Raw genomic sequence first — 25,654 nt, 5'->3', positions numbered from 1 at the left:
AATTTTAAAACAGGCAATATATTTATTAACAACTCTAATATTTAATTTTGATTAAAAGCACATGACTTTTCTATTTCATTTTTTAAACTTTTTCTTTCAATAAATTATTGAAATATATATTGTGTACTATAGTAATCCGCGCATAGGTCGCAACAGATATAATAATAATATATCCACTTCACTAGACAAAAAATGAATATTTTAGATGAACTAGACGATTTTATAAATAAAACATGCATAGTCAAAAGAAATAAAAAGAGCCAAGGCATGTCAAAATGATTTTTTCGGGAAAATCCTACCGTGAAATTAAAGAATTATTAAATGTAACTCAGCAGTTTTATTAGTGAATGGAAAAATCAAGTAATGTTTCATTGTGTAGAAAGTTTAAAGCTTCAATTATATTGGAATACAAGGTTACTTAAAAGTTGTCGAAAAAGAGCAAATAATTGAGTGGATGAGGATACAAGGTTACTTAAGATTATAAGATTTGAAAAATATTTAAAGAAGCAATATGATGTGTTTTTTTAGTCTAATCAAAGTTATTATAACTTACTCAAAGAAGCGGGAATAACTTGGAAAAAAACTCACTCATATAAATCCGGCTAAAAATGATGAATTAGTGAAAGCAAAAAAAAAGAAATAGAGAAACTATTGGTCACATGGCAATCATAAATAAAAGCTGAAAAGTTTGTAATATTTATGGTTCACGAATGTCATTTATTATGGGTTTATCTCCTAAATTCTTCTTGGGGAATAAAAGATAAACAAATAGAAATTCCTATTAAAAATGAAAGAGAAAGACAAACTTATTATGGAGCAAATTATTATTAAACTGAGGAATTTATTGTGCAATAATTAAAGAAGTGGAAAGACTGAAAATACTATGGAGTTTGTTAAATAGACATCTCCAAAATAGAAAATAAGATAAGATTGTCATGTTCATTTATAATTTTATTTAGGTAGCTATACCAATGAATAAAACTTTAGAGTACATTCATAATTATCCGAAAGAAATAAAAAGAATTATAGGGATTACTTATGAACAGCTAACACAATTAATAGAAAATGCAATTATCAAAGAATCAGAAAATTTCCAGGTAATTGCCGAGAAAGAAATAAGATTAATTAAACCAGGTGGAGGCAGAAAAAAGACTTTAACTAAAACAGACGAAATATTTTTAACGCTATATTATTTACATCATATACCAAGTTTTCAATTATTAGGAATAAATTTTGGAGTTAGTGAATCAACAGCCAATAATATATTCCATTACTGGATAAATATTTTACCAGATTTATTACCAGCTAGTTTATTAGAACAAGTCAAAAAAAAGAAGATGAATTAGAATGGGTAAAAGAAGCGTTAATGGAATTAGAATTAATAGTAGATAGCTCAGAACAAAGTAGAGAAAGACCAAAATAATCTGAAAAACCAGAAAAATATTATTCAGGAAACAAGAAAAATCATACCTTTAAAAATCAAATAATAACGACGCCAAAAGGAACAGAAATAGTGGATGTAATTATCGGATAAAGGGGACCATTAAGTGATATAAATTTATTAAACAAACAACGGGAAAAATTTAAGGATAATCAATATTTTCAAGGGGATAAAGCAGATCAAGGAGCAGAAAGAACAAGCAAACCAAAAAAGAAACCAAGAAAAAAAGAAATGCCAGAAGAAATAAAAGAGAAAAATCAACAAAAAGCCCAAAAAAGAATATTCGTAGAACATGTAATTAGATTACTAAAAATATTTGGAATTGCGAGAGAAAGATTTAGATTAAAAGAGAAAAGTTATGAGAAAGTAATAATGGTAGTATGTGGATTAGTGAGATGAAGAATAGGAGCATTAATTTTAGTATAAAAAGAAGATAATAAATTAAGAGAATAAAGTGAAAATGGGGGGAAATAAATGTTGAATTAGTAAGAGAAAATATCTCAAAGATTTATGATTGCGTATTTTAGGACCAAAGATGCTTGATATGGCAACTAGGCTAAGATCAAGTCAAGGAAAGGCTTTGTTAATTTTTGGAGATGTCTAATATTTAAAAGAGCAAAGACCGGGAAAAAGATTGGCAATATTTTGGGTCGGTGCAAGTTATTATAACTCTCAATATTTTCGAGAATATTTGATGTTAATTAATTAAGAAAAACCCGAAGAAAAATGGTTGATAAATTGTCTAAAATTTGCTCCGAATGCCCCATAAAAAACTTTGTAGAAGATATTTAGTTACAAACCAAAAACTTCATTAGGCAATTTTATCATCTTTGTAGTTCTTTTAAAATAGTTAAGTGGCAATTTAATTTTTTTTGCAGACGTTCAAATCTTTGATTTTCCAAAACTTTTTCAGTATGGAATTTTGCCACAACTTAAATAGGATTGCTATATTACTAGTAAAATAGTCTAAAACTTCAGGGATTATTTAAGCAATACTAAAATAATAGAAAAATTCATACTTTTGAAAAAATAGATTAGTACCTATTTCTAAATCTTTGCTTCCTTTTGAAAGAAGAAAAAATTGTTTTATTATACAAAAATTATTTGAAGATTTAGATTCATCTATGCATTTAAAATTCCTGCCAAAAATTCCTTGGCTAATGATTTTTAAAGCACGATAACGCTTTATTAAAACTAATCTTTTACCACAGTACATAAATTTGCTTGTGGCTCATTAACTTTTAAACAGTTATGATTTAAATATTGAGTCATTTTAATTCTTAGTTATAAAATTATCTAGATAAATCATATAATACCAATTTAATAAACTTCGGCTACATTTTTAGAAGTTATTTATTATAGAAAGTATCCCCATATCAGGAGTAATAAAAATTGAGATCAATGGGTCAGTAGAAACTCTCAAAAAAATTTGAAAAAGTTCGAGTACAGCTCAAGAAAAGGAAAGAATTCAAGCTATTTACTAGTTGAAAACTCAAACAGTAGAAATAGTAAAAGAAATTGGGATAATATTAAAACCCAATTGAGTAAAAGTAAAAAAATTGTTAGGTAAATATCCTACAGGTGGACTAAATATTTTACTACAACCAAAGAAAAATCTAGGAGGAAAGCTAAGTTAAATTCCACTAAATGTAATCGAAAAATTAGAAGCACAATAGCATAACCCGGAAGGTTTCTAAAACTATGGTTAAATTCAGCAATGGTTAAGGACTTGTTTTGATATCGATCTATCTTATTGAATATTTTATCAACTAGTCAGTAAAGTAAAGCGATCGCTTCTTTCATAAGATATTATCTTCAGTAAAGTGAAGCGATCGCCTCTTTCATAACTTGATTTATTTCTTCTTGCGTTCGAGCTTTACAAGAACCGAGAAACTCCTTGAATTTTGACCAAGATAGTCCAATAGTTGATAATAGGAGTGAGTAAGTAGGTAAGAAAATTAACCAGGCTATTACTGATAATTTAGAATTTTACTTTAGCTAATTTAGATGCTCTTATTACCGCTCCTTTGACTATTACTAACTATTTTAAAAGTTTGTTTTATTTGATGGGGAGTTTGTACAACTTAACTAAAAAAGCTGATTTAATATATTTTTGTGTTCTTCAACAATATTTTCGGGAATATAATCAAAAAGTTGAATTTTTTCTCCTTCTTGATTTTCTGAAGGAAGGAGAGAATTAGTAGTACATAAAAATACTAACCCTACCGACCAACCAAAACCCCTTTGTTTTACTTCACTAGGATATTCTAAATATCCTAATAACTTTTGTTTTACAACTGTAATACTCAACTCTTCTTCAGCAATTCTCTTAATAGCATCCTCAATATATTCTTGATAAAAAACCGTACCTCCTGGAATATGCCAAAGATTATTCCAAGCAGTATCTTTTCTAAGAGTTAATGCCACACCTATTTCAGTTTTCACAATTACTTCTACAACAAGTCTGGGAACTTGAGAATATAAAAGTTTAAACTCTTCTGGAGAAAAAGGTTTTTTGCGAGTCATTTAATTTAATATACCTATCTATTTAGCAACTAGTATTCAGCTTTAAATTATATAAAATTTAAACATAAAAAAACTGGCAAAAATCCTAAAAATTGGAATCTGCCAGCTTCAAAATAAGAGTTATTTCAGTTATCTAATTTCTCTAATTTCTCTAATTATTAATTATCAGTTATCAGTACTTACCATTAAAACCCCAGGCTTGAAATCTGATTTTTTTTAATCTTCTTGAAATAGCAGAAGTTTGAGACCTTATTTATTAGTCAAGAATTAATATTTATTTGATCAGAAAAGGATCAAGTTAATTAGCAGGTATTAAAATAATTACTGTGCGTTGATTTATATCGCTAGCAGGATTACTATTAGGCAATGGTTGAGAATAACCCATTCCTTCGCTAATAACCTGATGTGGTAAATTCTTCTCTTTTAAATATGCGACTACGACATTTGCTCGGTCTTGAGAAATTTCTTTATTTAACTGAGCATCACCAACCCTAGATGTATGACCTTCAACTTTAATGGTAACTCTATTAGGATCGTATTTATTAATTTCTGGAATGAGACTATTTACAGTTTGCTTTGCTGGGGAAGATAATTCAACTTCATTGATCTCAAATTTAATTTGACCTAAAGTTTTTGCTTCAGTTAAATATTTTTCTTGTGAGTCAGATGTTGCCACTATATCTGTTTGACCGCTGACTGTTTCAGGTTTTGCTTGTGATGCAGCAGTTGATTCTATAGTGTTAGTAGTAGTTTCTATCTTATCAGTGGTAGGTTGTTCGGTATCCCTAGAAGTTCTTGTCTCTATCCTATTCGTATTAGCAGTAGGTTGTTGGGCAGAAGTTGTTGTTTCTGTCCTATCAGTAGCAGGGTTTTTTGTAGAGGTTGTTGTTTCTATGTTTACCTTTGAGGGTTTATATATAATTTTAGCAGTTGTTGTTGTTTCGGCGTCTTTTGTTTCTATGGTTGTAGTTTTAGTTGTTTCAGTTTCTAAGGTTTCTGTTACTTGATTTTCTTCTGTTTGAGAATTTACATTTTCCGAATCTATATTTTCAGTTAATTGAACATCAATATCGGGACGTTTAAAAGCGTTAGGACGAGCAAAAGCCCAGGCACAAATGATCATCAAGCCCATAAACAGTGTTAAAATTATAGGGCCTAAAACTTGTTGGTCATCTGTTTGGTCATCTATTTGTTTTTCTGTACTCATATCTAAAATATAACTCCAAAATAGATTAGTATTATTGTTTTTATTGAACTAACCTGACAATATAATGATTGGGGTTGATAGAATCTCCCAATTAAACCAAATTTTAGTAGTGGTTAAAACTTGAAGATTCTTGACCTTGTTTATAACATTTATAGCAAGATTTTATGAGAAGCTATATAAACCGTAATGTATTTTTTTAAGTTCTTTATATTCCATTGAATTTTGCTCTCCTGAAATAGTGAAACGCTATTATACCAATTCAAGAAAATTATGCATTTGACCTCTCCAAAAATTGTCGAAGTCATTTCGTCTTTTGACTAAATATTTTTGATAATTGTCAGATATATATGCTATTGTAAGTCTTTGTAGAATTCTATATAAGCAAAAGCTTTAGAAAAAATTAGAGACTATTTTGAGATTAATTTTATCTCTTTATACTGCTTGAAAAATTGTTATTAATTAGCTTGGGTTATGAAATGTATGTAGCTTATAGATATATGAATATACAGGATAAAAATATCTATAAATTGTGGTTAAAGTTTAGGTTTTAAAACTAAAATATTACAAATTTTAAAAGCTATATTTATTTATCCATAAATACAATCTTTATAAGCAATCTTAAACAATCTATAGCTAAATTTTATATTTATTAATCCCAGCATTTTTTTATCTAATAAATAATACTTTTTTTACGTTACAAATGAAAAAAAATAATTCATTTTTATCTAATAATTAATAAAAAAAATAAATTTTTATATAAAAAAACATGGTTAATTAGAAGTAAAAAAAAATTAAAAATATAGACATTAACTAGTAGTAATTAAAGATTTTATAGCTAAACAAAAAACAGCCAAAGTCACTCAAGAACATAAAAATTACCTCAATCCCTAAAAATGCTTATAACTGCTAATATCCTTGAATTTATTCCTTTTTGATATCAAAGATTTTACCTATCTATGGCTTGATTTTGTTGAAGTTATCCTAGATAATAAGCAGGTATACAAAATTAATTACACCTATATTTGAGACTAAACCTCTTATACTATATATTTCACGTCAAAATAGAGTAGGTAAATAATAAGTATAATGGTGCTTATCTGATATCAAAACTATCAAATAGTTGCAATAAAATTTACTCCCCAATACATTAACACTTGAAATAGATAAAATTTTCAAAAAAAGACAATTACCAAAATTTAAAATTACTGTTTTGGGAAAATTTAGTCAAAGTAAATTAACTTAATTGAATGCTTTACTTCAGGATAAAATTCAGTACTTTGATGTGATAAATGTGCTATATTAAAAAACTGTTGCTAATAGAGATATATAACGGAAATGTCGACAAAACCTACTATTGCATTTACTCACCTGGGATGCGAAAAAAACCGCATTGATACTGAACATATCATTGGTTTACTTGTACAGGCAGGTTATGAAGTAGATGCTAACGAAGAATTAGCAGATTATGTTGTTGTCAATACTTGTAGTTTTATCCAAGCTGCTAGAGAAGAGTCTGTCAAAACTTTAGTAGAATTAGCTGAAGCTAATAAAAAAATAGTCATCGCAGGTTGTATGGCACAACACTTCCCTGAAGAATTACTAGCTGAGTTGCCAGAAGCAATAGCACTGGTGGGGACTGGTGATTATCATAAAATAGTAGATGTGATGCAACGGGTAGAAAAAGGGGATCGTGTCAAAGAAGTTACTGCAGAACCTACTTACATCGCTGACGAAACTACCCCCCGGTACCGCACAACATCTGAAGGTGTTGCTTATGTGCGGATCGCCGAAGGATGTGATTATCGTTGCGCTTTCTGTATTATTCCTCATCTCCGGGGGAAAGCACGATCACGCACCATAGAATCTATTGTCGTCGAAGCTCAAAAACTAGCGGACCAGGGTGTGAAAGAAATCATCCTCATTTCCCAAATAACAACTAATTATGGAATTGATATTTACGGTCAACCTAAATTGGCAGATCTGCTTGAGGCCCTCGGAAAAGTTGATATACCCTGGATTAGAATGCACTATGCTTATCCCACTGGTTTGACACCCAAGGTTATAACTGCCATCCAAGATACTCCCAATATTTTACCTTATCTTGATTTACCTCTACAACATTCTCATCCCGAAATTCTCAGGGCTATGAATAGACCTTGGCAAGGTCAGGTTAATGATGATATAATTAAAAGAATAAAAACAGCTATGCCTAATGCTGTATTACGGACAAGTTTTATAGTAGGTTTTCCTGGTGAAACTGAAGAACATCACTCACACTTAGTGGAATTTGTCAAGCGTCATGAGTTTGATCATGTCGGAGTCTTTACTTTTTCTCCAGAAGAGGGAACTCCTGCTTATAATTTGCCCAATCAGTTGCCCCAAGAAGTTATGGACGCTCGTCGTCAAGAAATTATGGAAGTTCAGCAGTCCATATCTTGGCAACAGAATCAAAAATTAGTGGGGCAATTAGTTGATGTATTGATTGAACAAGAAAATCCTCAAACAGGAGAGTTAATTGGTCGATCCCCACGGTTTTCTCCAGAAGTTGATGGACTTATTTATGTGAAAGGGGAAGCTAGGTTAGGATGTATTGTTCCAGTGATGATTACAGATGCTGATATTTACGATTTGTATGGTTGTTTGATAAGCTCTGCGGCCTAAAGGCGGAGCCCAGAGATTTTGCTGAAACTTTAGATTATTTATTAATTGACTGGGATTATTTATTCATTGAGTCCACTGAGATTAAAGACCTTGATATATCTAATCTGGAAATATTAATTTTCTGTATGTTTTGGTTCATTCTAAAAGTCTTTTCCCAAATTCTCTTAGTGGTTTTTAAATTTTAAAATTATGGGTTGAAACTAAATTGATTATATTTGGGGGGACATTTAATAGATTAATTATTAAATCAACTTTTAGAGAATACAAGGATACAGTTCAAACTAAAAAAAAAGTTGGTTCTCTTGTACCTGTTGCTCAGATATTTCCCATGAGCTTTTCTACTTTTGGTGACCATAAAATAAAGTTGTCCCCTATTGAGTAAGGCTCTAAACCAAATTTTTCTGTAAAGCGATCGCTAATAATCCTAATTAGGGTATAATCTTCTCTGGTAAGTTCCTACTAAGGTAGTACGGGTAGTTTGTAGATTTTATTAAATTAAAAGGTGAAAAGACTCCGAAGGTTCCAAGTCATTAAGTCTTTTTTGTATATACTTTTGAGGTAATCAAAAATCATCAAGTTAGTTTAATTCCACTACTAGGAAATAAAAAATGAAAAAATTGGTGGGTAAGGCTTTTAAGATTTTATACATATAGGCTATTTATTTGTACCCTCCTGCTTCTCATTATCAATGAGACTTGGCTTGCTAATTAACTATCAAAGGATTTAAAGATAAAAGCTTGAGCCGTCTGGGAATGAAAATATCCTCAGCTTTTAAGTTCAAAAAGCTCACATAAAGTTATTATTTTGGATATACTTGCGCAGAAAGATTAAGGGATAATTATTACTCTTACCTATTCTATATTTCTCTTGACTCTCTACTCCCTAAAAATACTTTTTCACTTTTATTGCGGGAAATTATGGGAATAACTTTGCGAGCTTTGGCTTACAGCTATTTCAAGGTTAGAAACTTTCTCAAAACAAATATAAATGCTGTAAGCAAATTCCTATAATACTTTCAGCCTTTAAAACTACTGGTTTTTTTTAGGATAACTTTGTACTGTTGAGTTTTTCAGTAAACCCTAATTATTTTAACGGTTACCAACCTAACACTGGACAAGTTCCCCTCTGCAAATAGCTTCTATCACTGTGGGCCTAAACCTTTATTAGGCTGTCCAGGCTTAAATTGGTAGCTATCTGAATTTAATATCGAATAAAGACATGTGAGTCCAAAAATTGGATAAGATTAAATCTACTTGCTTTGAAATCTTATAAGAAAAGGAGTTTATCGGATACAGATGTTAGTATAGTAGGCCATCTAGTACTTTCCTCGGTTTCCATATTTTATTTATGGCTAGGTGATTAACTCTAAAAGCATTTAAATATAGAAAGGTTTTAATTTTATGGAAGTGTGAAAAATGCCTAGTTGTAAGTCCGAAAAGCCACTAGCATTTTGGAAAAATTTGGGTAAAAAGATTAAGGGATAATTTTTAGTGTTACCTCATGTATGATTCTCCCGACTCCCTAATCCCTAAAAATACTTTTTGAGCACATCCTATTTATACCAACTAATATTACCAGATTTAATATAATGTATTTTTTGGATGTAAAACTATATCACAAAAAAGGTACACTAAGAAAAATGTTTAAACAATACACTTAATGTTAAGTCATTTGTTATTATGTAAATGATTATAAAGCTTAAGAAAGGCCACTAACAGTAAACTGTAGATTATCTGAAGTGCTCGTTGAAACTAAATTCTTCCAATGGGCGATTTTAAGATTCATCACAGGCAACTATTCTTAAATAGAGGTTCCAACTTAAGATTTCAACAAATGGGTATTTAACTCTACCCAACTAGGGAAAAAGGAAAAGGGCATTGGGCCAAAAATTATGTCTCTTTGAGAGAATACACAGACACCGCTTAACTGGTAATAGTTAACTCTGGTGCTATCAGTTTAGTGGAAATTGTTGGCGGCAAAGGCATATTGCCCTACCAAGATGTTATCTATTATCTATAACTATGGTCTAATAGTTGATAGTTAGCAAGGGTTTATGATCGCTTATGGTTGAAGGTAAATCCGCCTCCAAGTTGGGTGACTCAGGAACCAGAGATTGAATTAACGTAACGTCACAACCGGATAAACAAGAAACTTGAATGCTTTTATCAATTAAGTTCATACGGTTTGCTTAGCCGTTAACGCCTGTAGACAAAGTGCTGCCAATAGTCTCGTTTGAAGCAGGAAGTAAACATCAAATTGTCATGTTGTGAGGTTTTGTATAAGTTTTATGGAGCAGAATGAATGGATTTGTCATTTGCAAGTTTAGGAATTTCAGAGGAACGTGCAAATCATCTGGAAACAATTGGTTTTACTGAACCTACCCCTATCCAAGCTCAAGCAATACCCCCTTTGCTAGAGGGAAAGGATATTGTGGGTCAAGCTCAAACAGGAACAGGTAAAACTGCAGCGTTTTCGTTACCAATATTGGAGCAAATTGATATAGATACTAATGCAGTTCAAGCATTAATTTTAACTCCCACTCGTGAGTTAGCACTGCAAGTGACAGAAGCGATTCGTCAATTTACTGGAATTAATAGTAAAGGTCCTACTAAACGGCGGTTATTTGTTTTAACGGTTTATGGTGGTCAGTCTATTGAACGTCAGAGCCAGCGTCTGCAAAAGGGTGTTCATATTGTAGTGGGAACACCAGGGCGAATTATAGATATGCTGAATCGAAATAGCTTGAAACTAGATCATTTGAAAATGATGGTTTTAGACGAAGCTGATGAAATGTTGAGCATGGGTTTTATTCAAGATGTGGAAAAAATTCTGGAAGCAGCACCTGCTGAACGTCAAACAGCTTTCTTTTCCGCTACTATGGATTATTCAATCCGGAAACTAGTTAATAAGTATTTGCAATCACCAGTAACAGTTAAAGTTGCCCAACAAAAAACTACTCCTAAGCGCATCACTCAAACTGTATACATATTACCTCGTGGTTGGTCTAAAGGAAAAGCTCTACAGCCAATTTTAGAACTAGAAGACCCAGAAGCAGCTTTGATATTTGTCCGCACAAGGCAAGCTGCAGCAGAACTAACAAATCAATTACAATCAGCAGGTCATAGTGTTGATGAGTATCACGGTAACTTAAACCAGTCTCAACGAGAACGGTTGTTAACTCGCTTTCGGAATCAACAGGTACGTTGGGTTGTGGCAACTGATATTGCAGCTCGTGGTTTAGATGTAGATCATTTAACTCATGTGATTAATTACGATTTGCCTGATAGTGTAGATAGTTATGTTCATCGCATTGGTCGTACAGGTCGTGCAGGTCGGGAAGGAACAGCAATTTCCTTGATTCATCCTGTAGATAAGCGGAAGTTGCGGTTAATAGAACGTCATTTACGTCAACGTTTGAACACTCGTTCAATTCCTAAGCGGTCTCAAATTGAAGCTCGACAGTTACAGAAATTACAGGATAAAGTGCGAAGTGCTCTGAGTGGTGAGCGGATGGCTTCTTTCTTGCCCTTAATTTCTCAGTTAGGTAAAGAATATGATCCCCATGCGATCGCGGCTGCAGCTTTACAGATAGCTTATGATGAAACTCGTCCTGCTTGGATGGGACTTGATTATTCTCAGGAGGAAGATGAGCCTATGTACGAAACTCCTAAACCAAGGTTGAAAAAGCAGTTACCTAAGAAGTCTAATAATAAAAGTTATTCTGATAAAAATAAGAATTTAAAGGATGAAATATATGTAGAAGAAGCATCTCTGCCACAGAATAATTAAGTTATTTGTGACTCAAATGGTCGAATAGGATTTTTAGAGACGCTATTGCCAACGTCTCTAATTTTTTTATATAGAATCTCGTTATATAAATAAGTGTCTGTGCAAAAATATTTACTTATTTTAATTAGGCTTTGTTGAATAAGTTTTATTGGTAATGGTAAGAGGTAGGTCGGCACGGAATTAGCAAGAAGGTTGTTACAAAGATCCGAAGTTAGGATAAATGGGAATAACAGAGGATGTAGTTGAAAGTATTTTCTCTAAGTACAGGACAAAAAGCTTGACTTTCTAATGGGGGAAAAGGTTTCATATAACTTAAAGCATAATGTCCATGAAACCTAAAGATTTGGGAGATTAGTTTACTACCTGGGGGAATGACAAAAAGGTTAAAAAGTCTTCAGTATCAAGAATTAACCAAAAAATGATCAAAAAAGATGAGCCTAGATATTCTCAACAAGGCTTATTTAATAATAACTAATAAACTACCTTTATCCCACCATAAACATTTAAAAAGTCAATCAAAATTCAATTTTGGTTAATGTTGAAAGCTTTGATTGCTATCATTCAATAATCTCGATGAATACCTTGAGAAACTCTGGCAAATAAAATACCAAAATATATAAATTTTGAGAGCTGTCTTCGTTCTATGCAAAGGTTTTTATCATTAAAAATACTAATATTTTAAACTTTATGTTTTCTAATTTTCAAATATTTTTTTTAATCAAACTTTGAAGCTAGATAAATACCAACAATTGCGATATATGTAAGTCAATTTAATTGGGTAAATTTATTATTAATAAGCCTAATTTATAAACTTAATAGTATGCCGATTTATATTACTAATATTGACAAAAAAAGTAATAGTAATTTTAGAGGAAAGCAAGAATATTTATCTAAAGTTTTATCCCGATAGTTTTAGCTCGATTTGATGATTGCCAAAAAGTAGCTTTATGAAATAGATTATTCTATATTATGGAACTAGCTAAATAGTTAAAAATCAATAAAAGACATGTTTTTATTTTAGAGAAAAAAAAGATTGTATATATAAATATAACTATAACTATATATAGCTATAATATAATTATGAATAAAGCCGAATATATCTATATATTTACAATAAAAAAAAATCAATAAATCTAAGTATTTTATATCAATAAATATTGTCTTAAAATAGAAAAAAATATAGATAAATATCAACAATTGCGATATATGTAAGTCAATTTTATATTACTAATATTGACAAAAAAAGTAATAGTAATTTTAGAGGAAAGCAAGAATATTTATCTAAAGTTTTATCCCGATAGTTTTAGCTCGATTTGATGATTGCCAAAAAGTAGCTTTATGAAATAGATTATTCTATATTATGGAACTAGCTAAATAGTTAAAAATCAATAAAAGACATGTTTTTATTTTAGAGAAAAAAAAGATTGTATATATAAATATAACTATATATAGCTATAATATTATTATAAATAAAGCTGAATATATCTATATATTTACAATAAAAAAATCAATCAATCTAAGTATTTTATATCAATCAATATTGTCTTAAAATCGAAAAAAATATAGTAAAACAGCCATAATTTATAATTACAAATTTATGGGATTTATAAATGAAAATAAATACCTATAAAAAACGAATAGGTATTGAATAAATGTTCCCATTTCTTAATACAATAGGCTATAATTTGGAAGTAACTAAAGTTAAGGTAAAATATTAATTTCTATCATATTATTGATGACTTTAGCTTCCTATTAATTATTAATTTTTGAAAAATACATTGTCAAAAAAGAGTCGTAAATTATGTAAATTATCCAATTTAAAAAGGAATAAAATATAAACAAAATAGCTATATTTATACAGGAAATAGAGGTCAATATTGGTTAAATTCCTTGTTCATGTTTGCAGAATAAACAGAGGAATTGATAGCCAATAACTCTCAAAAATGGCTCAATTATCAGAGAATTATAAAAGCTACAAACCATTTTATGTCAGCTTTTTAGTCTTGCCTATTACCCCTCCAGAGTTGACTACAAAAAACTTTAAACACTACTTTTATTAGCATGAAGCCAGAGTCAAATTTCTTCTTTTATTTATCTAGGTTATATTTCAAGTCAAAAGTATTAACCAGGTACAAATAGCAACTGCATTCTCATCTAATGCCCAAGTAAGTTCTAATTACAAACCCTTACAAAGGTTTTCCCTAACTTTGACATAGATACCAGAAAATTCCTCTAGACTTTGATCACCATTATGAACTGCTCATAAAAATGGGTTTTGAGTAATTACTGAACTCAATAGTAGCTTGAAAACATACAAAATTATCATATTAGGAATTTCTAAGCATGGCTTGGCAATTCCCATAATTTGGGAGACTTTGCCGAAAAAAGGAAGTTCCCAAACTACTAAACGAATAAATGTAATGGAGAAATTTGCTGCCCTATTAAGTAAGGAGTGAGTAGCATACCTAACAGCATACCTAACAGGATATAGAGAATTTCTATGTAAACAATGGTTTAAATATCTTTCGTTTAATTGGGGGTTTTCTATCAGGATTTATCACACAGACTTAATTGTTGATGGAAGCTGATATTTACCTTTAAGAGTGATTTTTAGCAATTTAGCCGTTGGTGAAGTCAGAATATTTTTGGGTAATATTTTCTTGAATATACCTAGCAAAATAGCTGATTTTCATAACGTTTTAAAATGTTTTGTCCTGTACTGATGTCTTTTCTTTCAATTTTTATCCCTGAAAAGCCTCAAAATCCTTAATTTTAATCATTGGGAAATCAAAAAGCTTATATCTTTTTCTGGCTTTTTTGCACTAAGGTGGGGATATAGCTGCCACAATTGCTCCCTTACACAAACCACTCTCCCAAAAACAAAGCTTTTCCCAAAGGCCTAGATAACCTTTATCAAAATGGTATTATTCAATCGCTTAATGCAAAAAGTCTCTCCTATTTCTTTTCCTAATGCTTTATGTCTTTTACTCGGTACAACAGCACTTAAGGCAGCCAAAAAATCAGTGTATGCGTTTTTTTATTCGCTTCATATTAACTTTTGTAGGATTCTATAATTTCTATCGAATGCCAGCATAGGTGGATGAAGTAAAACTATAATTTTGCGAGTCCCACTTTCAGAGTTTTATTTAGCGACAAGTCTAATAATTATTCCCATTTTTATACTCAAGAAAATCTCAAAAGTATAACTATAAACCTTGATTATTTGATTTTTATGGAGCAAAAGATACTTATTCAATTTTAAGAGCTGTCAATAATTGGACTACAAAAGTTTTGATGTGAGCAGGAGTAAAAATTTCTTTATAGTTTCGATTGTGTATTATGTTAACAGTCGGTGCAACTATTGACAAAGTTAGTAGTTTTGTATACAAAACATAGAATCTATGAATATAATTCCAGCGATCGACATATTAGGTGGACGTTGTGTAAGATTGTATCAAGGAGATTATAAGCAAACCCAAATCTTTAATGATAATCCAGTTGATGTAGCAAAAAGGTGGGCAGATGAAGGGGCAACTAAGCTACACCTAGTAGACTTAGACGCTGCTAAAGTAGGTCAACCTGTCAATCAAAAGACTATTGAAGCAATCATCAAAGCAGTAGATATACCAATACAAGTAGGCGGTGGGTTACGGAACTATTCCACAGTTGCGAGTCTACTTGCTCTTGGAGTACAGCAGGCTATTTTGGGTACTGTTGCTATAGAACAACCTGAGTTAGTTTCTGATTTTTGCCAAAAGTTTCCTGGTCAAATTATTGTAGGTATTGATGCTAGAGATGGCAAGGTTGCCACTAAAGGTTGGTTAGAAACTTCACAAGTGTTAGCAACTGACCTAGCACTTCAAATGGCCAAATTGAAAGTTGCAGCAATTATCTATACTGATATTCACCGGGATGGTACTCTCAAAGGACCTAATATAGAAGCATTAAGGGAGTTAGCTACTGCGGTTAGTATTCCAGTAATTGCTTCTGGCGGAATTAGTTCAATTAACGATTTATTAAATTTACTAGCATTAGAAACCATTGGCGTTAAAGGTGCGATTGTTGGTCGTGCCTTGTATACTGGAGGTATTAGTCTTAAAGAAGCAAATCAAGCAGTAGGTCAAGGGCGTTGGCAAGATGTACCTCCAAATTTGGGCTCTTCTACATTTGTCTAATCCTAATCAGATAATTGGTGTTGCTCATGGGTAGTTTGTAATACTTCCTTTGATAAAAGCATTCAAGGAGTTAGTTATTGTGGTCGGTATTCAGTGTGATGGTTTCTGGTAGTATTAATTAAATTACCAATTTGTTCAGTTTCATAGCATGAAAAATTATTTGTGTTAAAGGTCCGATTGTTGGTTATACCTTATACACTGGAGATACTCTACCATTTCTCAAAAAATTTTAAACCCTATTCTCGGGCTTTGCATATTTACGAGATTAATTACAGTTTTAGAGAAAGAGGAAGTCAAATATAGGATTGACCTTTTCTGCAAATTCTGCAAAAAACTCATCCCTTGGTTCAGCAACATCCATTCTCCAGTGAAGCAGTACTTATTTAAAATAGCTGTAAATATATTTACTTGCTCAAGTTGAAGAAAAAATACACCATTATTTCCAGACTTGGTTAAGATTAATATCCTTATGATGTGAAAAGCTAGCTGAAAGCTATATCTAGAAATAGATTTACTTTCGATAACTTAATAGTAATTCAACTAAAAGACAACGCTTATTGAGAAATTTTGAGGTGTAGTGCGTTTGCGGAGAAAACACACTACACTACTACTTTTGGTTGATTATTTACTTATTTCGGGAACTTTTGAAAGACTTAAATATTAAGATAAAAAATGGTTAGTAATTACAAATAAAAATCAATAAAAGTGAAGATATTAGGGTTTTATAAAAACCATATTAAGCAAAATTTGAGTTCATCTCAAGTAGAAATATTATAAATATTATTATACATGAGTATTAGTACATAAAATTGTAAAAATATCAAAATTCAGTAATTATTTTATCCTGCTAATAAAATCAAAAAGTAAACGCAAAGACATATAAATATTTTTGAGTTTCAAGGAGTTAAGCTGACTTTTATTCTAGTTTCCTTTATTGAAAATAATGACAGAAAATTTATTCCGCCTTACTTCAGGATTAGTCCTGATTTTGGATAAGGCTCAATACTAGAATATCAATATATTAATGGTTAGTATATTGTAACAAGAAAGTTTCACCTGTATATTGAAATATTTTGACTTATAAAGGGGCTAGTAATTTAAGATAACAACTAGTAGTAATATATCCTATCTTTAAACTTCTAAAAAAAATACAAAATAATCCTCACAGCAAGTAGAGCACTTCACAGTATTTTCCTATCCCCTTGAAAAAAAAATATCATAAGCAAATTCTAGATAGTTAAGTTACTGTAAAGGTAGAATAGAAAAACTATTAACAATTGATACCAGTTATGGTCGTCAATCTTTAATTCCAGAAATATTTAAAGATTAATTAAAAGGAGAATTAGAAGGTCCAGAAGGTTTTTATAGTTATACTGAAATTTATAAATGGTATTGAGTGTTTATAATATCCCAGCAAGTTATGGAACTATATCTAAAATAGCTCATTATCAATTAAAAACCAAACTCACAGTTCCACGTCCAGTTAATATCAAACAAGAAAAAGATGCTGTAAATAACTGGAAAAAAAACTACCAGGTCTAATTCAATCTCTGTTAGATAAAAATCAATAAATGTTGAAAGATAGTATAAAAATTCGTGATTGGTGTCAGGATCAAAGTCGTTTTGAGATTAAAACTTTTTCTGGATAAAAGGTGACTTTCAAAAGAGTAAAATCGATAGGAAAAGAACAATGAAAATTTTGATATAGATGGTTATAATAGTTAGTATAACCATTAAAAGGAGAAAGCTTTTTTTGGGAATTTACTCTCATTAATTGTATTGGCTTTGAAAAGTTTTTTGAATTATTTGGATAGCAATTGAATTCATAAAATATACATAATTTAGTTAGAGAATAGTCGTTTACACAAAGCTTTAAACTTAAATCTTCCTGAGAATATTATTCTATTATTTCAACCACCATATAGTCCACAAGTTAATTATATAGAGAGATTGTGGTGATACATTAAAGAAAATTTTAAGTTAATTAATTTTGACAGTATAGAAAAATGACAAATTGCTCTGACTAAGAGTTTAAATAAGTCGTTTACACAAAGCTTTAAACTTAAATCTTCCTGAGAATATTATTCTATTATTTCAACTACCATATAGTCCACAAGTTAATTATATAGAGAGATTGTGGTGATACATTAAAGAAGATTTTAAGTTAATTAATTTTGACAGTATAGAAAAATGACAAATTGCTCTGACTAAGAGTTTAAATAAATTAACTCAAAAAGTAATATCTCAAATAACTGGCTGGGAATTTATTACCAATACTTTATTAATGGCCAATGTTTAGGCTGGCGATCGCTCTATTATTTTCTTCACTATTACATCTTGTTAATTTATATTAAGCACAGCTTCATAGAAAATTGGTATCAGAAAGAACAATAAAATATTTTAGACATAGAGTTGATTCTGTTGTATAGTTCAAGATTTTTTCGGTTAAGTCTAAATACTTACTCAAATTTTTTCTCTGTTACATACTACTTTTTGTAGTATAAATCTAGGATATAACTAAAGCATAGAAACCGGGTTTGTATTAAATGCCCTACCATAGCCATCTCCGTCTCCGACAAACCCAGTTTCTGAATAATTTAAATTTTAACTTCTGACTTTTGATTTGCTTAATTATTAACTTTTTCTGCAACGTTATTCACAATTTCTTGAAATACAATCTCATCTCTACGAGGGTCAGCATGAGCAACCTTTACCTCTAAGCGATCGCCCACTTCAACTGATCTACCAAACCGCATAGCCAACTCTAACCCCAACTCTTCCAACAACACCAACCCTAAATTAATTTCTTCTTTCAACCACCGAATTACCAATGCCTGCCAAACCTCACCAGAATTACGGCGTAAATATTCCAAACCCCAATAACGGTTAGTAAACCTTTCCACACTAGAAGCTTCCTTCACCGCCGGAACTAAACTCATTACCATTTCTTGCATTTGTTCTAGAGTAAAAGGTAACGGATCACCCCGCAAATGAGCCTTAATCTGAAAGTGGGCCAATAAATCACTATAACGCCGAATAGGAGAAGTAACCTGAACATAAGTTTCTAAAGCCAAACTTGCATGACGAGCTGGTATAGTACCCATTTCACTTTTAGGCATACATCGACGCATAGCTGTAGAACGAACTGGTCCTGCTGGCAACAACATTAGTTCTGCATCTGGTGGAAGTTCAGGTTGAGGTTGACTACGATAGGGTAGAGGAATATTATTTTCTTGACCATATTTTGCCCCCACTTCCCCTGCCAAAATCATCATTTCCGCTACTAGCTGTCTTGAAGGTGAATCATCCAATACTTCTACCGTAATTTCTTCACCTTCACCTTTCACTTTAATTACCGACTCTGGCATATAAATACTAATCGAGCCTTGTGACTGTCGCCACTTAAATCTTTGTTTAGCCCAATCATTCAGAGCATGAATTTCTGGTTCTAGCTTAATCTTCAACTGTAGCATTTCATCCACATCATCATAAGTAAGACGGTAAGTCGGTTTGATTAAGCTGGCATGAATTATATAATCTATAACTGCCCCACTTTCATCTAAAAGAATGCCAAAACTCAAAGCTCTGCACACTTGTCCCTGAATTAGACTCATTGGCCCTGTGGCCAACTCTGGGGGAAACATAGGAACCATACCAGTAGGTAAATATAAAGTAGTCGTTCTGCGTCTGGCCTCTAGGTCTAACTCATCACCAGGAATAAGTAAACGAGTTGGGTCAGCTATATGTACCCATATCCTGTGTTGACCATCTTCTAAAAATTCTATGCTCAGGCCATCATCTATTTCTTGGGTACTTTCATCATCAATTGTATAGACTTTTAAATGAGTTAAATCCAAACGGTTTGTTTCTGGATCTGGTGGGAGGGATTGCAGGCAGCTTTTGGCCACTTCTAGTACCTTGGTAGAAAAACATTTTGGGATCTGGCTACGTCGCAAATATAGATTTTCATGCTCACTCCATATACCTAGATCCACTAATAGTTTAAATGCTGCTTCTGAAGTTTCTGGTACTTTTAAGGTAGCCAAAGTTTCCATGGCCTGACTACGATGGGAAGTTTCTTCTCCATGAGTCGCAAATTTTTCTATGATGTCTAGGCGGTTATAATCACTTTGTTCCCATTCTACCTTTTCCCCTGCTAGTCGGTTATGCACCCGCAGTAAAAAGTTCTCTAATTCTTCTTTTCGTTGTTTTTGGACTTCTTGTTGATGTTTAATTTCTGCTACTTGGGCTACAGAGCGGGGTTCGTAACGATCGCCTTTTTGCTTAAAGTAGAGTTTATCATCCGATAATAATATATAAGCTGCATAACATTGGATCGGTGTTTGTTCTGAAAATAGCAATAGGGCCATTTCTTCTGGATTTACTGCTTCTGCTTCTTCTACTAGCAATTCCCATGCTACTTCTAAACTAGAAGGATCCAGGTAAGTTTTTACCTCCTGAATAAACTGGGGAATTTCTGATGATTGATAACTTTCTCCTCCTACTTCATAACTTATTTGCTTTGGGGGTATACTATTAGACTTACCATTTGCTTCTATCACGACCCAATTTTTTTTACCGTCTGGACGATCTGCCACAGCTAGTCTACGCTCTCCGTGCAGTCTAAATTCTATTAATTTTCCCTTCTCCACTTGCTCTTAATGTATATAGTTTAAGTTTTCTTGAGCTTTGTGCAATCTTCAACCTACTCAAAGCTCTGCACGTTGAATCAATGTAGCATCACTGATTAAAGTAATGGCTCTTACCATCTTAAGAGTAGCCCCCTTGCCCATTCATCTTTGCTAGCATTTGGTCTCTCTTAACTCAAAAGATTTTAAATCTTAACTAAAAATTAACCTTTATAATAATTTTTACAATCAATTATTTGTTTGATAATTCAGCTCTCTATTTCAAGAGCTGACAACTCCTCAGCCCTTAAATGCTCAACTATTCCTTAACTAGATGCCTCACTCAAAAGACTTGATCATTTTTCCCAACATTATGAAATTTCACACAGTCCTAGCCTTAGCTTTCTTTATTAACGTAAGGCAATAATGCCACTAATCTGGCTCTTTTAATACTTTTTGTCAAATCTCTTTGCTGTTTAGATGTTAAACCTGTAATTCTTCTTGGCATAATTTTTCCTCTTTCAGTAATATATTTTTTGAGTAACTCAACATCTTTGTAATCAATGGGATCTCCTGGTTTAATAGGTGATACTCTTTTCCGGTAGTAATTTGCCATAGCGCGTATTATCTGCTAATAATTTTTATTTACGTTTTAACTTAATTCAGAATTCATATCAATCAAAACTTTTACCTATAAAAGTCTAAATTGTATCAAACTCCTAACACTTTGTTTATAGCTTATTAAGCACTTTACTATAGTTTAATACTCACTAAATTTTTACTTAATTTCTTTATGAACTGTATGTCTATTACAGTGAGTACAAAATTTCTTCAACTCTAATCTTGATGTTGTATTCCTACGGTTTTTAGTACTTGTGTACCTAGAAACACCTTGTGAACGTTTATTAGGATTAGTTCTACACTCTGTACACTCTAGTGTAATAATAATTCTTACTCCTTTAGCCATATGTCACTTTCCATTAATGCTAAACACAAACCAAAACTTTATTTTATCATATAACGCTTGGCTTCGTCAAGTAACCATCTAAGCTTAATATCTAGGGAATAACCACGCATAGTTCCCACTACTATCGTATGAGATATTCTGTCATGGAAAGCTTGCTGATACCTTTCAATATCTACCAAAGCTACTGTAAAATCTAAAAACAAGGGCATTATTAGTAGTAAAACAGCAGCATTTCCAGATGTCAAATTACTCATGCCTAGCATTGCTAATGATCCAGCTAGTGCTAAAATTCCTTCTCGCTTTGATAATTCTAGGATATCAGGAGCTCTTTGGTACTTACTATCTAAAACTTTCATATCCAGAGCAAAATGGCCGATGCTCTGACCTTGATTTTTGTAGACCATTACAACTCGTATAGCTATCCAAAATACCACAAAAAATAAAATAAATGTGAACCAATTATTACTAATAATGGCACTAAGGAACCAAACTATTCCTGCATCTATACTGAATGCTAGTGCACGACGAGATAGAGGAGCTTTTGGCAATTGGGGTACAATATAGTCTCTCATTATGTTATATTTATCTGCTTCAATTATTTTGTCTTTTTAGCAATATTTACAACAGTTACCATGTCACTTATCAAGAGAATCTCCCACTTCTCAAATTTAGTCCTTGCTACAAATTTAACTTTGCGCCTTCTGACTTGTGACTTTGTGCCTTTTAAATGCAGCTATAAATACAGCGCTTGACCTTGTTATGAAGTACACCCAGGCGGACAAGATGCCTGCAACACATAATTTTCAATATTTACCCTGCAGTTATATGGTCGAAATATGCTGTATAAATGTTTTATTTACTGTTTTTCTATTATAAATTACTGTTGTTAATTTCCTAGTGGTATATACAGAACTTGACATTCTGATAAGGTACACTAACGTGAGCAAGATACCTGTGCTATATAATTTTCAGTATTCATCTTGTACCTTATAGACCCGAAATATGCTGTAAATAGTCATTTTTTAGGAGAAAGTAAATATAGCAAGTGATTAATATTGCTTGAAAACTGATTAATTAACCTAACTTATGAAAGATAATTGGCAAAAACTTTAATTCATATATATAGTTTTTGCATAAGTTATGAAAAAACTTTAACAGAATGCAGAATAAAGATAATTAAACTAAAACTTAGATAGTATAGAAAACTTCAGTAAAATTATTACTTATGAAAGTTAATTTTAATATTGTTAGGCAAAATCAAAATACTCAGCCAAAAATTCAAAGTTACACCCTAGAAATTGAACCAGGCAATACAATTTTAGAATGCCTAAACCGGATTAAGTGGGAGCAAGATGGAAGTTTAGCTTTTAGGAAAAACTGCCGAAATACTATTTGTGGTAGTTGTGCAATGCGAATCAACGGTCGTTCAGCTTTAGCTTGCAAAGAAAATATTAGAAATGAATTAGCTAGACTCGAAAAAATAGCAACTAACAATCATCATGATTATGTCACCAATACTACTGTAAAATCTATTCCAGAAATCACTATTTCTCCTATGGGAAATATGCCAGTAATTAAAGATTTGATTGTAGATATGAACAGCTTTTGGCAAAATCTAGAAGCGGTTCAACCTTATGTAAGTACAGAAGCACGAAAGATTCCAGAACGGGAATTTTTACAGACTCCTAGTGAACGGGATAAACTCAATCAAACAGGTAATTGTATTCTCTGTGGGGCTTGTTATTCTGAATGTAATGCTCGTGAAGTAAATCCAGATTTTGTAGGGCCACACGCCTTAGGGAAAGCTTATAGGATGATAGCTGATTCACGGGACAACCAAACAACAGAAAGATTAGAAAAATATAATCTTGATACTGCTGGAGTTTGGGGCTGTACTCGTTGTTATTATTGTAATTCTGTCTGCCCCATGGAAGTTTCACCTATGGATCAAATAGGTAAGATTAAGCAGGAGGTTCTGGCTCGTAAAGATCAACAAGCTAGTCGTTCTATTCGCCACCGAAAAGTTTTAATTGATTTGGTTAAGAATGGAGGTTGGATTGATGAAAGAAAATTTGGTATTCAAGTAGTGGGTAATTATTTTCGAGATCTTAAAGGTTTATATAGTTTGGGCCCTTTAGGATTAAGGATGTTGGCTAAAGGTAAGTTTCCTTTGATTTTTGAACCTTCTCAAGGAACTGAAACTGTGCGATCGCTGATTGAATCAGTTAAAAGCTTAGATAATAAATTTACTGGGAGCAAGCAATAATTTTTATATTTTTTGGTTTTTGGTAGCACTAAAAAAGTAGTTATTTTGTTCATCTACCTTCTGAAAACTGAAGGATAGAAATCATCCATTTAATAATCCTTCAAAAGATTCAGTATTTGATGTACTAAAATCTTGATCCTAATATGATCATAATAAGACGGAAAAAGGAAATATTTTGATGGTCGAACGTTTCTTATTTTTTCGTATTCTAAATTTACACTAAGATGATATATGTAAGACTTATTTTCAACAAAATATCAAATATTTCTTACTAATATATTACCAATTTCCTAAACCACTAGCACCTATAACTAATAGATTATTAAAACATGACACAAAAACCTATCAATCTTTGATTAAAATTATCAAAAAATTAGGAGCTTTTCAGGTTGAATTTTGGAAATTAAAGGGATAATTTAAACTTTTCAAGCACTCTTTTCTTATATCGAATTCTCAAACAAATATGTTACCTATAATTTTTTCACTCGCTGGAACAATTTTATCTGAGGCTGAAAAACAATTATTTACTCGCTCTCAACCTGCTGGTTTTATTCTATTTCAACGCAACTGTGAACACCCTACTCAAGTTAAACAATTAACTGATACTTTGAGAAAATGTATTAACCAAAAAGACATTCCTATCTTAATTGATCAAGAAGGAGGTCGAGTTGCTCGTTTACAGCCTCCCCATTGGTGGGTTGCACCTTCTGCTTCCTCTTATCTTCAAGAAATTAATGATCTTAATGATGCTGCACATAGAGCAAAAATAGATGCTAAACACATAGCTCAAGATTTACAAAACATTGGTATTAATGTTAATTGTTCTCCTGTACTTGATTGTCCTATACCTGAAGCGGATCTAGTAATTGGTACAAGAGCTTATAGTAATTCACCTTCAGAAATTATCACAATGGCTAAAGCTGTTATTGAAGGTTTTCAAGAGGAAGGAGTTATGCCTGTAATTAAACACATCCCCGGTCATGGTCGTGCTTTAGTAGATAGTCATAAAGCTTTACCAGTGGTTGAAACTTCTCTAAAAGAATTATCTGAATGTGATTTTTTACCTTTTAAAGCTTTAGCAAAATCTGTTACTTGGGCCATGAGCGCTCATGTTATTTATACTGCTATTGATTCTGAAAATTGTGCTACTGTTTCACCTACTATTATACAAGAAATTATCCGTAAGCAAATTGGTTTTGAAGGTATATTAGTTACTGATGACTTAACTATGAAGGCTTTATCAGGAGATTTAGTTACGAAAGTTAATCGCTCATTAAAAGCAGGTTGCGATTTAGCATTATATTGTGATGGCAAGTTAGAAGATATGGAATTTTTAGCAGATAATATTACTCCTGTAAAACCGATATTATTTAGTTCAAAAATATCTTAAATTAAGGGGAGAATTATAGTCGAATTTTTCTATCTATTCCTCTTTAATGAAAAGTCACAAATGATTTTTTTTCATTCTCTGAAGCTCCAAAAAAAAAAGCGGCGCGCTACAGAAATTTCCCTTCCATTTTCAGATTTTTTATGATAATATAAGATTAGATGGGGAATATTGCCTATATACATGACTTTTTATTCAACTCTTTTTTTTAGGAAAATACAATCAAGGATTTAATAATTTTCCCATTCTTTTGGCTCATTCTGTGAAGCACTTAGCTATTCTTTCCCATGGTCGAATTTTCCATTTATTCTTCCTTAGTAGAAAATCATCAACTTTTATTTCATCTTCTGTGGCTCCGAAAAAGAGGCGCGGCGCAAAGTCTTTCCTCCTCTTCTCAGATTTTTTTGTGATATTATAAGGTTAGATGGAAAGCTTGCCTATATACATGACTTTTTATTCAACTCTTTTTTTTAGGAAAATAGAATCAAGCATTTAATAATTTTCCCAAAAGTAAGACTAATTTATTTAACTCATTCTGTGAAGCACCCCTCTATTTTTTTCCCATAGTCGAATTTTTTCATTTATTCTTCTTTAGTGAAAAGTCACA

At 31.7% G+C, this 25,654-nt stretch carries 15 protein-coding genes and 2 pseudogenes; 10 read left to right on the top strand and 7 right to left on the bottom strand.

Features of this window, described 5'->3' with window-relative positions:
- Positions 1-112 precede the first annotated feature (112 nt).
- The 4 genes and pseudogenes from TERY_RS37375 to TERY_RS35325 all read left to right on the top strand — a co-directional run.
- Positions 113-856 (top strand): annotated as a pseudogene (locus tag TERY_RS37375) (transposase); the annotation flags it as partial.
- 115 nt (positions 857-971) lie between these two features.
- A complete protein-coding gene (locus TERY_RS17930; RefSeq protein WP_011613123.1) occupies positions 972-1,346 on the top strand; it encodes a transposase family protein in 375 nt (124 codons plus the stop codon).
- Between the two features lie 206 nt (positions 1,347-1,552).
- Positions 1,553-1,840, top strand: a complete 288-nt coding sequence (locus tag TERY_RS37370; protein WP_370497270.1) for a transposase family protein — start codon at positions 1,553-1,555, stop codon at positions 1,838-1,840.
- A 205-nt stretch (positions 1,841-2,045) separates the two neighbouring features.
- Positions 2,046-2,381, top strand: a pseudogene (locus TERY_RS35325) (IS630 family transposase); the annotation flags it as partial.
- Between the two features lie 1,148 nt (positions 2,382-3,529).
- Here TERY_RS35325 and TERY_RS17915 read toward each other — a convergent pair.
- Positions 3,530-3,967, bottom strand: a complete 438-nt coding sequence (locus tag TERY_RS17915; RefSeq protein WP_011613122.1) for an NUDIX domain-containing protein — start codon at positions 3,965-3,967, stop codon at positions 3,530-3,532.
- Between the two features lie 298 nt (positions 3,968-4,265).
- The gene (locus TERY_RS17910; protein WP_011613121.1) at positions 4,266-5,174 is read right to left on the bottom strand and encodes an OmpA family protein; all 909 of its coding nucleotides are present in this window, start codon (positions 5,172-5,174) and stop codon (positions 4,266-4,268) included.
- 1,335 nt (positions 5,175-6,509) lie between these two features.
- Between TERY_RS17910 and rimO the strand changes: the two genes are divergently transcribed.
- Positions 6,510-7,835 carry a 30S ribosomal protein S12 methylthiotransferase RimO gene (gene rimO / locus TERY_RS17905; protein WP_011613120.1) on the top strand — a complete coding sequence of 442 codons (1,326 nt, stop codon included), beginning with the start codon at positions 6,510-6,512 and terminating at the stop codon, positions 7,833-7,835.
- 2,026 nt (positions 7,836-9,861) lie between these two features.
- Here rimO and TERY_RS37365 read toward each other — a convergent pair.
- Positions 9,862-10,014, bottom strand: coding sequence for a hypothetical protein (locus TERY_RS37365; RefSeq protein ID WP_155994479.1), 153 nt, complete (start codon positions 10,012-10,014; stop codon positions 9,862-9,864).
- A 122-nt stretch (positions 10,015-10,136) separates the two neighbouring features.
- On the opposite strand from TERY_RS37365, the gene TERY_RS17900 reads away from it, so the two are divergent.
- The 3 genes from TERY_RS17900 (at position 10,137) to TERY_RS35320 (ending at position 17,341) form a co-directional block, all read left to right on the top strand.
- Complete coding sequence (locus tag TERY_RS17900) at positions 10,137-11,624, top strand: DEAD/DEAH box helicase (RefSeq protein WP_011613119.1); 1,488 nt, start codon at positions 10,137-10,139, stop codon at positions 11,622-11,624.
- A gap of 3,401 nt (positions 11,625-15,025) precedes the next feature.
- Complete coding sequence (gene hisA / locus TERY_RS17895; protein ID WP_011613118.1) at positions 15,026-15,799, top strand: 1-(5-phosphoribosyl)-5-[(5-phosphoribosylamino)methylideneamino]imidazole-4-carboxamide isomerase; 774 nt, start codon at positions 15,026-15,028, stop codon at positions 15,797-15,799.
- 1,386 nt (positions 15,800-17,185) lie between these two features.
- Positions 17,186-17,341, top strand: a complete 156-nt coding sequence (locus tag TERY_RS35320) for a hypothetical protein (RefSeq protein WP_196797107.1) — start codon at positions 17,186-17,188, stop codon at positions 17,339-17,341.
- A 1,085-nt stretch (positions 17,342-18,426) separates the two neighbouring features.
- Here TERY_RS35320 and TERY_RS17890 read toward each other — a convergent pair.
- From TERY_RS17890 to TERY_RS17880, 4 genes are all read right to left on the bottom strand, one after another.
- On the bottom strand, positions 18,427-20,451 hold the full coding sequence (locus tag TERY_RS17890) for an RNB domain-containing ribonuclease (protein ID WP_011613117.1): 2,025 nt from the start codon (positions 20,449-20,451) through the stop codon (positions 18,427-18,429).
- Between the two features lie 373 nt (positions 20,452-20,824).
- A complete protein-coding gene (rpsR, locus tag TERY_RS17885; RefSeq protein ID WP_011613116.1) occupies positions 20,825-21,043 on the bottom strand; it encodes a 30S ribosomal protein S18 in 219 nt (72 codons plus the stop codon).
- A gap of 162 nt (positions 21,044-21,205) precedes the next feature.
- Positions 21,206-21,394 carry a 50S ribosomal protein L33 gene (gene rpmG, locus TERY_RS28620; RefSeq protein WP_011613115.1) on the bottom strand — a complete coding sequence of 63 codons (189 nt, stop codon included), beginning with the start codon at positions 21,392-21,394 and terminating at the stop codon, positions 21,206-21,208.
- 38 nt (positions 21,395-21,432) lie between these two features.
- Positions 21,433-21,966 (bottom strand): RDD family protein, encoded by a 534-nt coding sequence (locus TERY_RS17880; RefSeq protein ID WP_011613114.1) that lies wholly within the window; start codon positions 21,964-21,966, stop codon positions 21,433-21,435.
- Between the two features lie 653 nt (positions 21,967-22,619).
- Here TERY_RS17880 and TERY_RS17875 point away from each other — a divergent pair.
- Both TERY_RS17875 and nagZ read left to right on the top strand, forming a co-directional pair.
- Positions 22,620-23,660 carry a succinate dehydrogenase/fumarate reductase iron-sulfur subunit gene (locus tag TERY_RS17875; RefSeq protein ID WP_011613113.1) on the top strand — a complete coding sequence of 347 codons (1,041 nt, stop codon included), beginning with the start codon at positions 22,620-22,622 and terminating at the stop codon, positions 23,658-23,660.
- A gap of 463 nt (positions 23,661-24,123) precedes the next feature.
- Positions 24,124-25,050: a beta-N-acetylhexosaminidase gene (nagZ, locus tag TERY_RS17870; protein WP_011613112.1), complete on the top strand. Its 927-nt coding sequence runs from the start codon at positions 24,124-24,126 to the stop codon at positions 25,048-25,050.
- The last annotated feature ends 604 nt before the right edge of the window (positions 25,051-25,654 follow it).

Source organism: Trichodesmium erythraeum IMS101, assembly GCF_000014265.1.
Classification (GTDB): domain Bacteria; phylum Cyanobacteriota; class Cyanobacteriia; order Cyanobacteriales; family Microcoleaceae; genus Trichodesmium; species Trichodesmium erythraeum.
The sequence above is the reverse complement of the archived record's forward strand: the minus strand, read 5'-3'. Positions and strand labels throughout refer to the sequence as shown.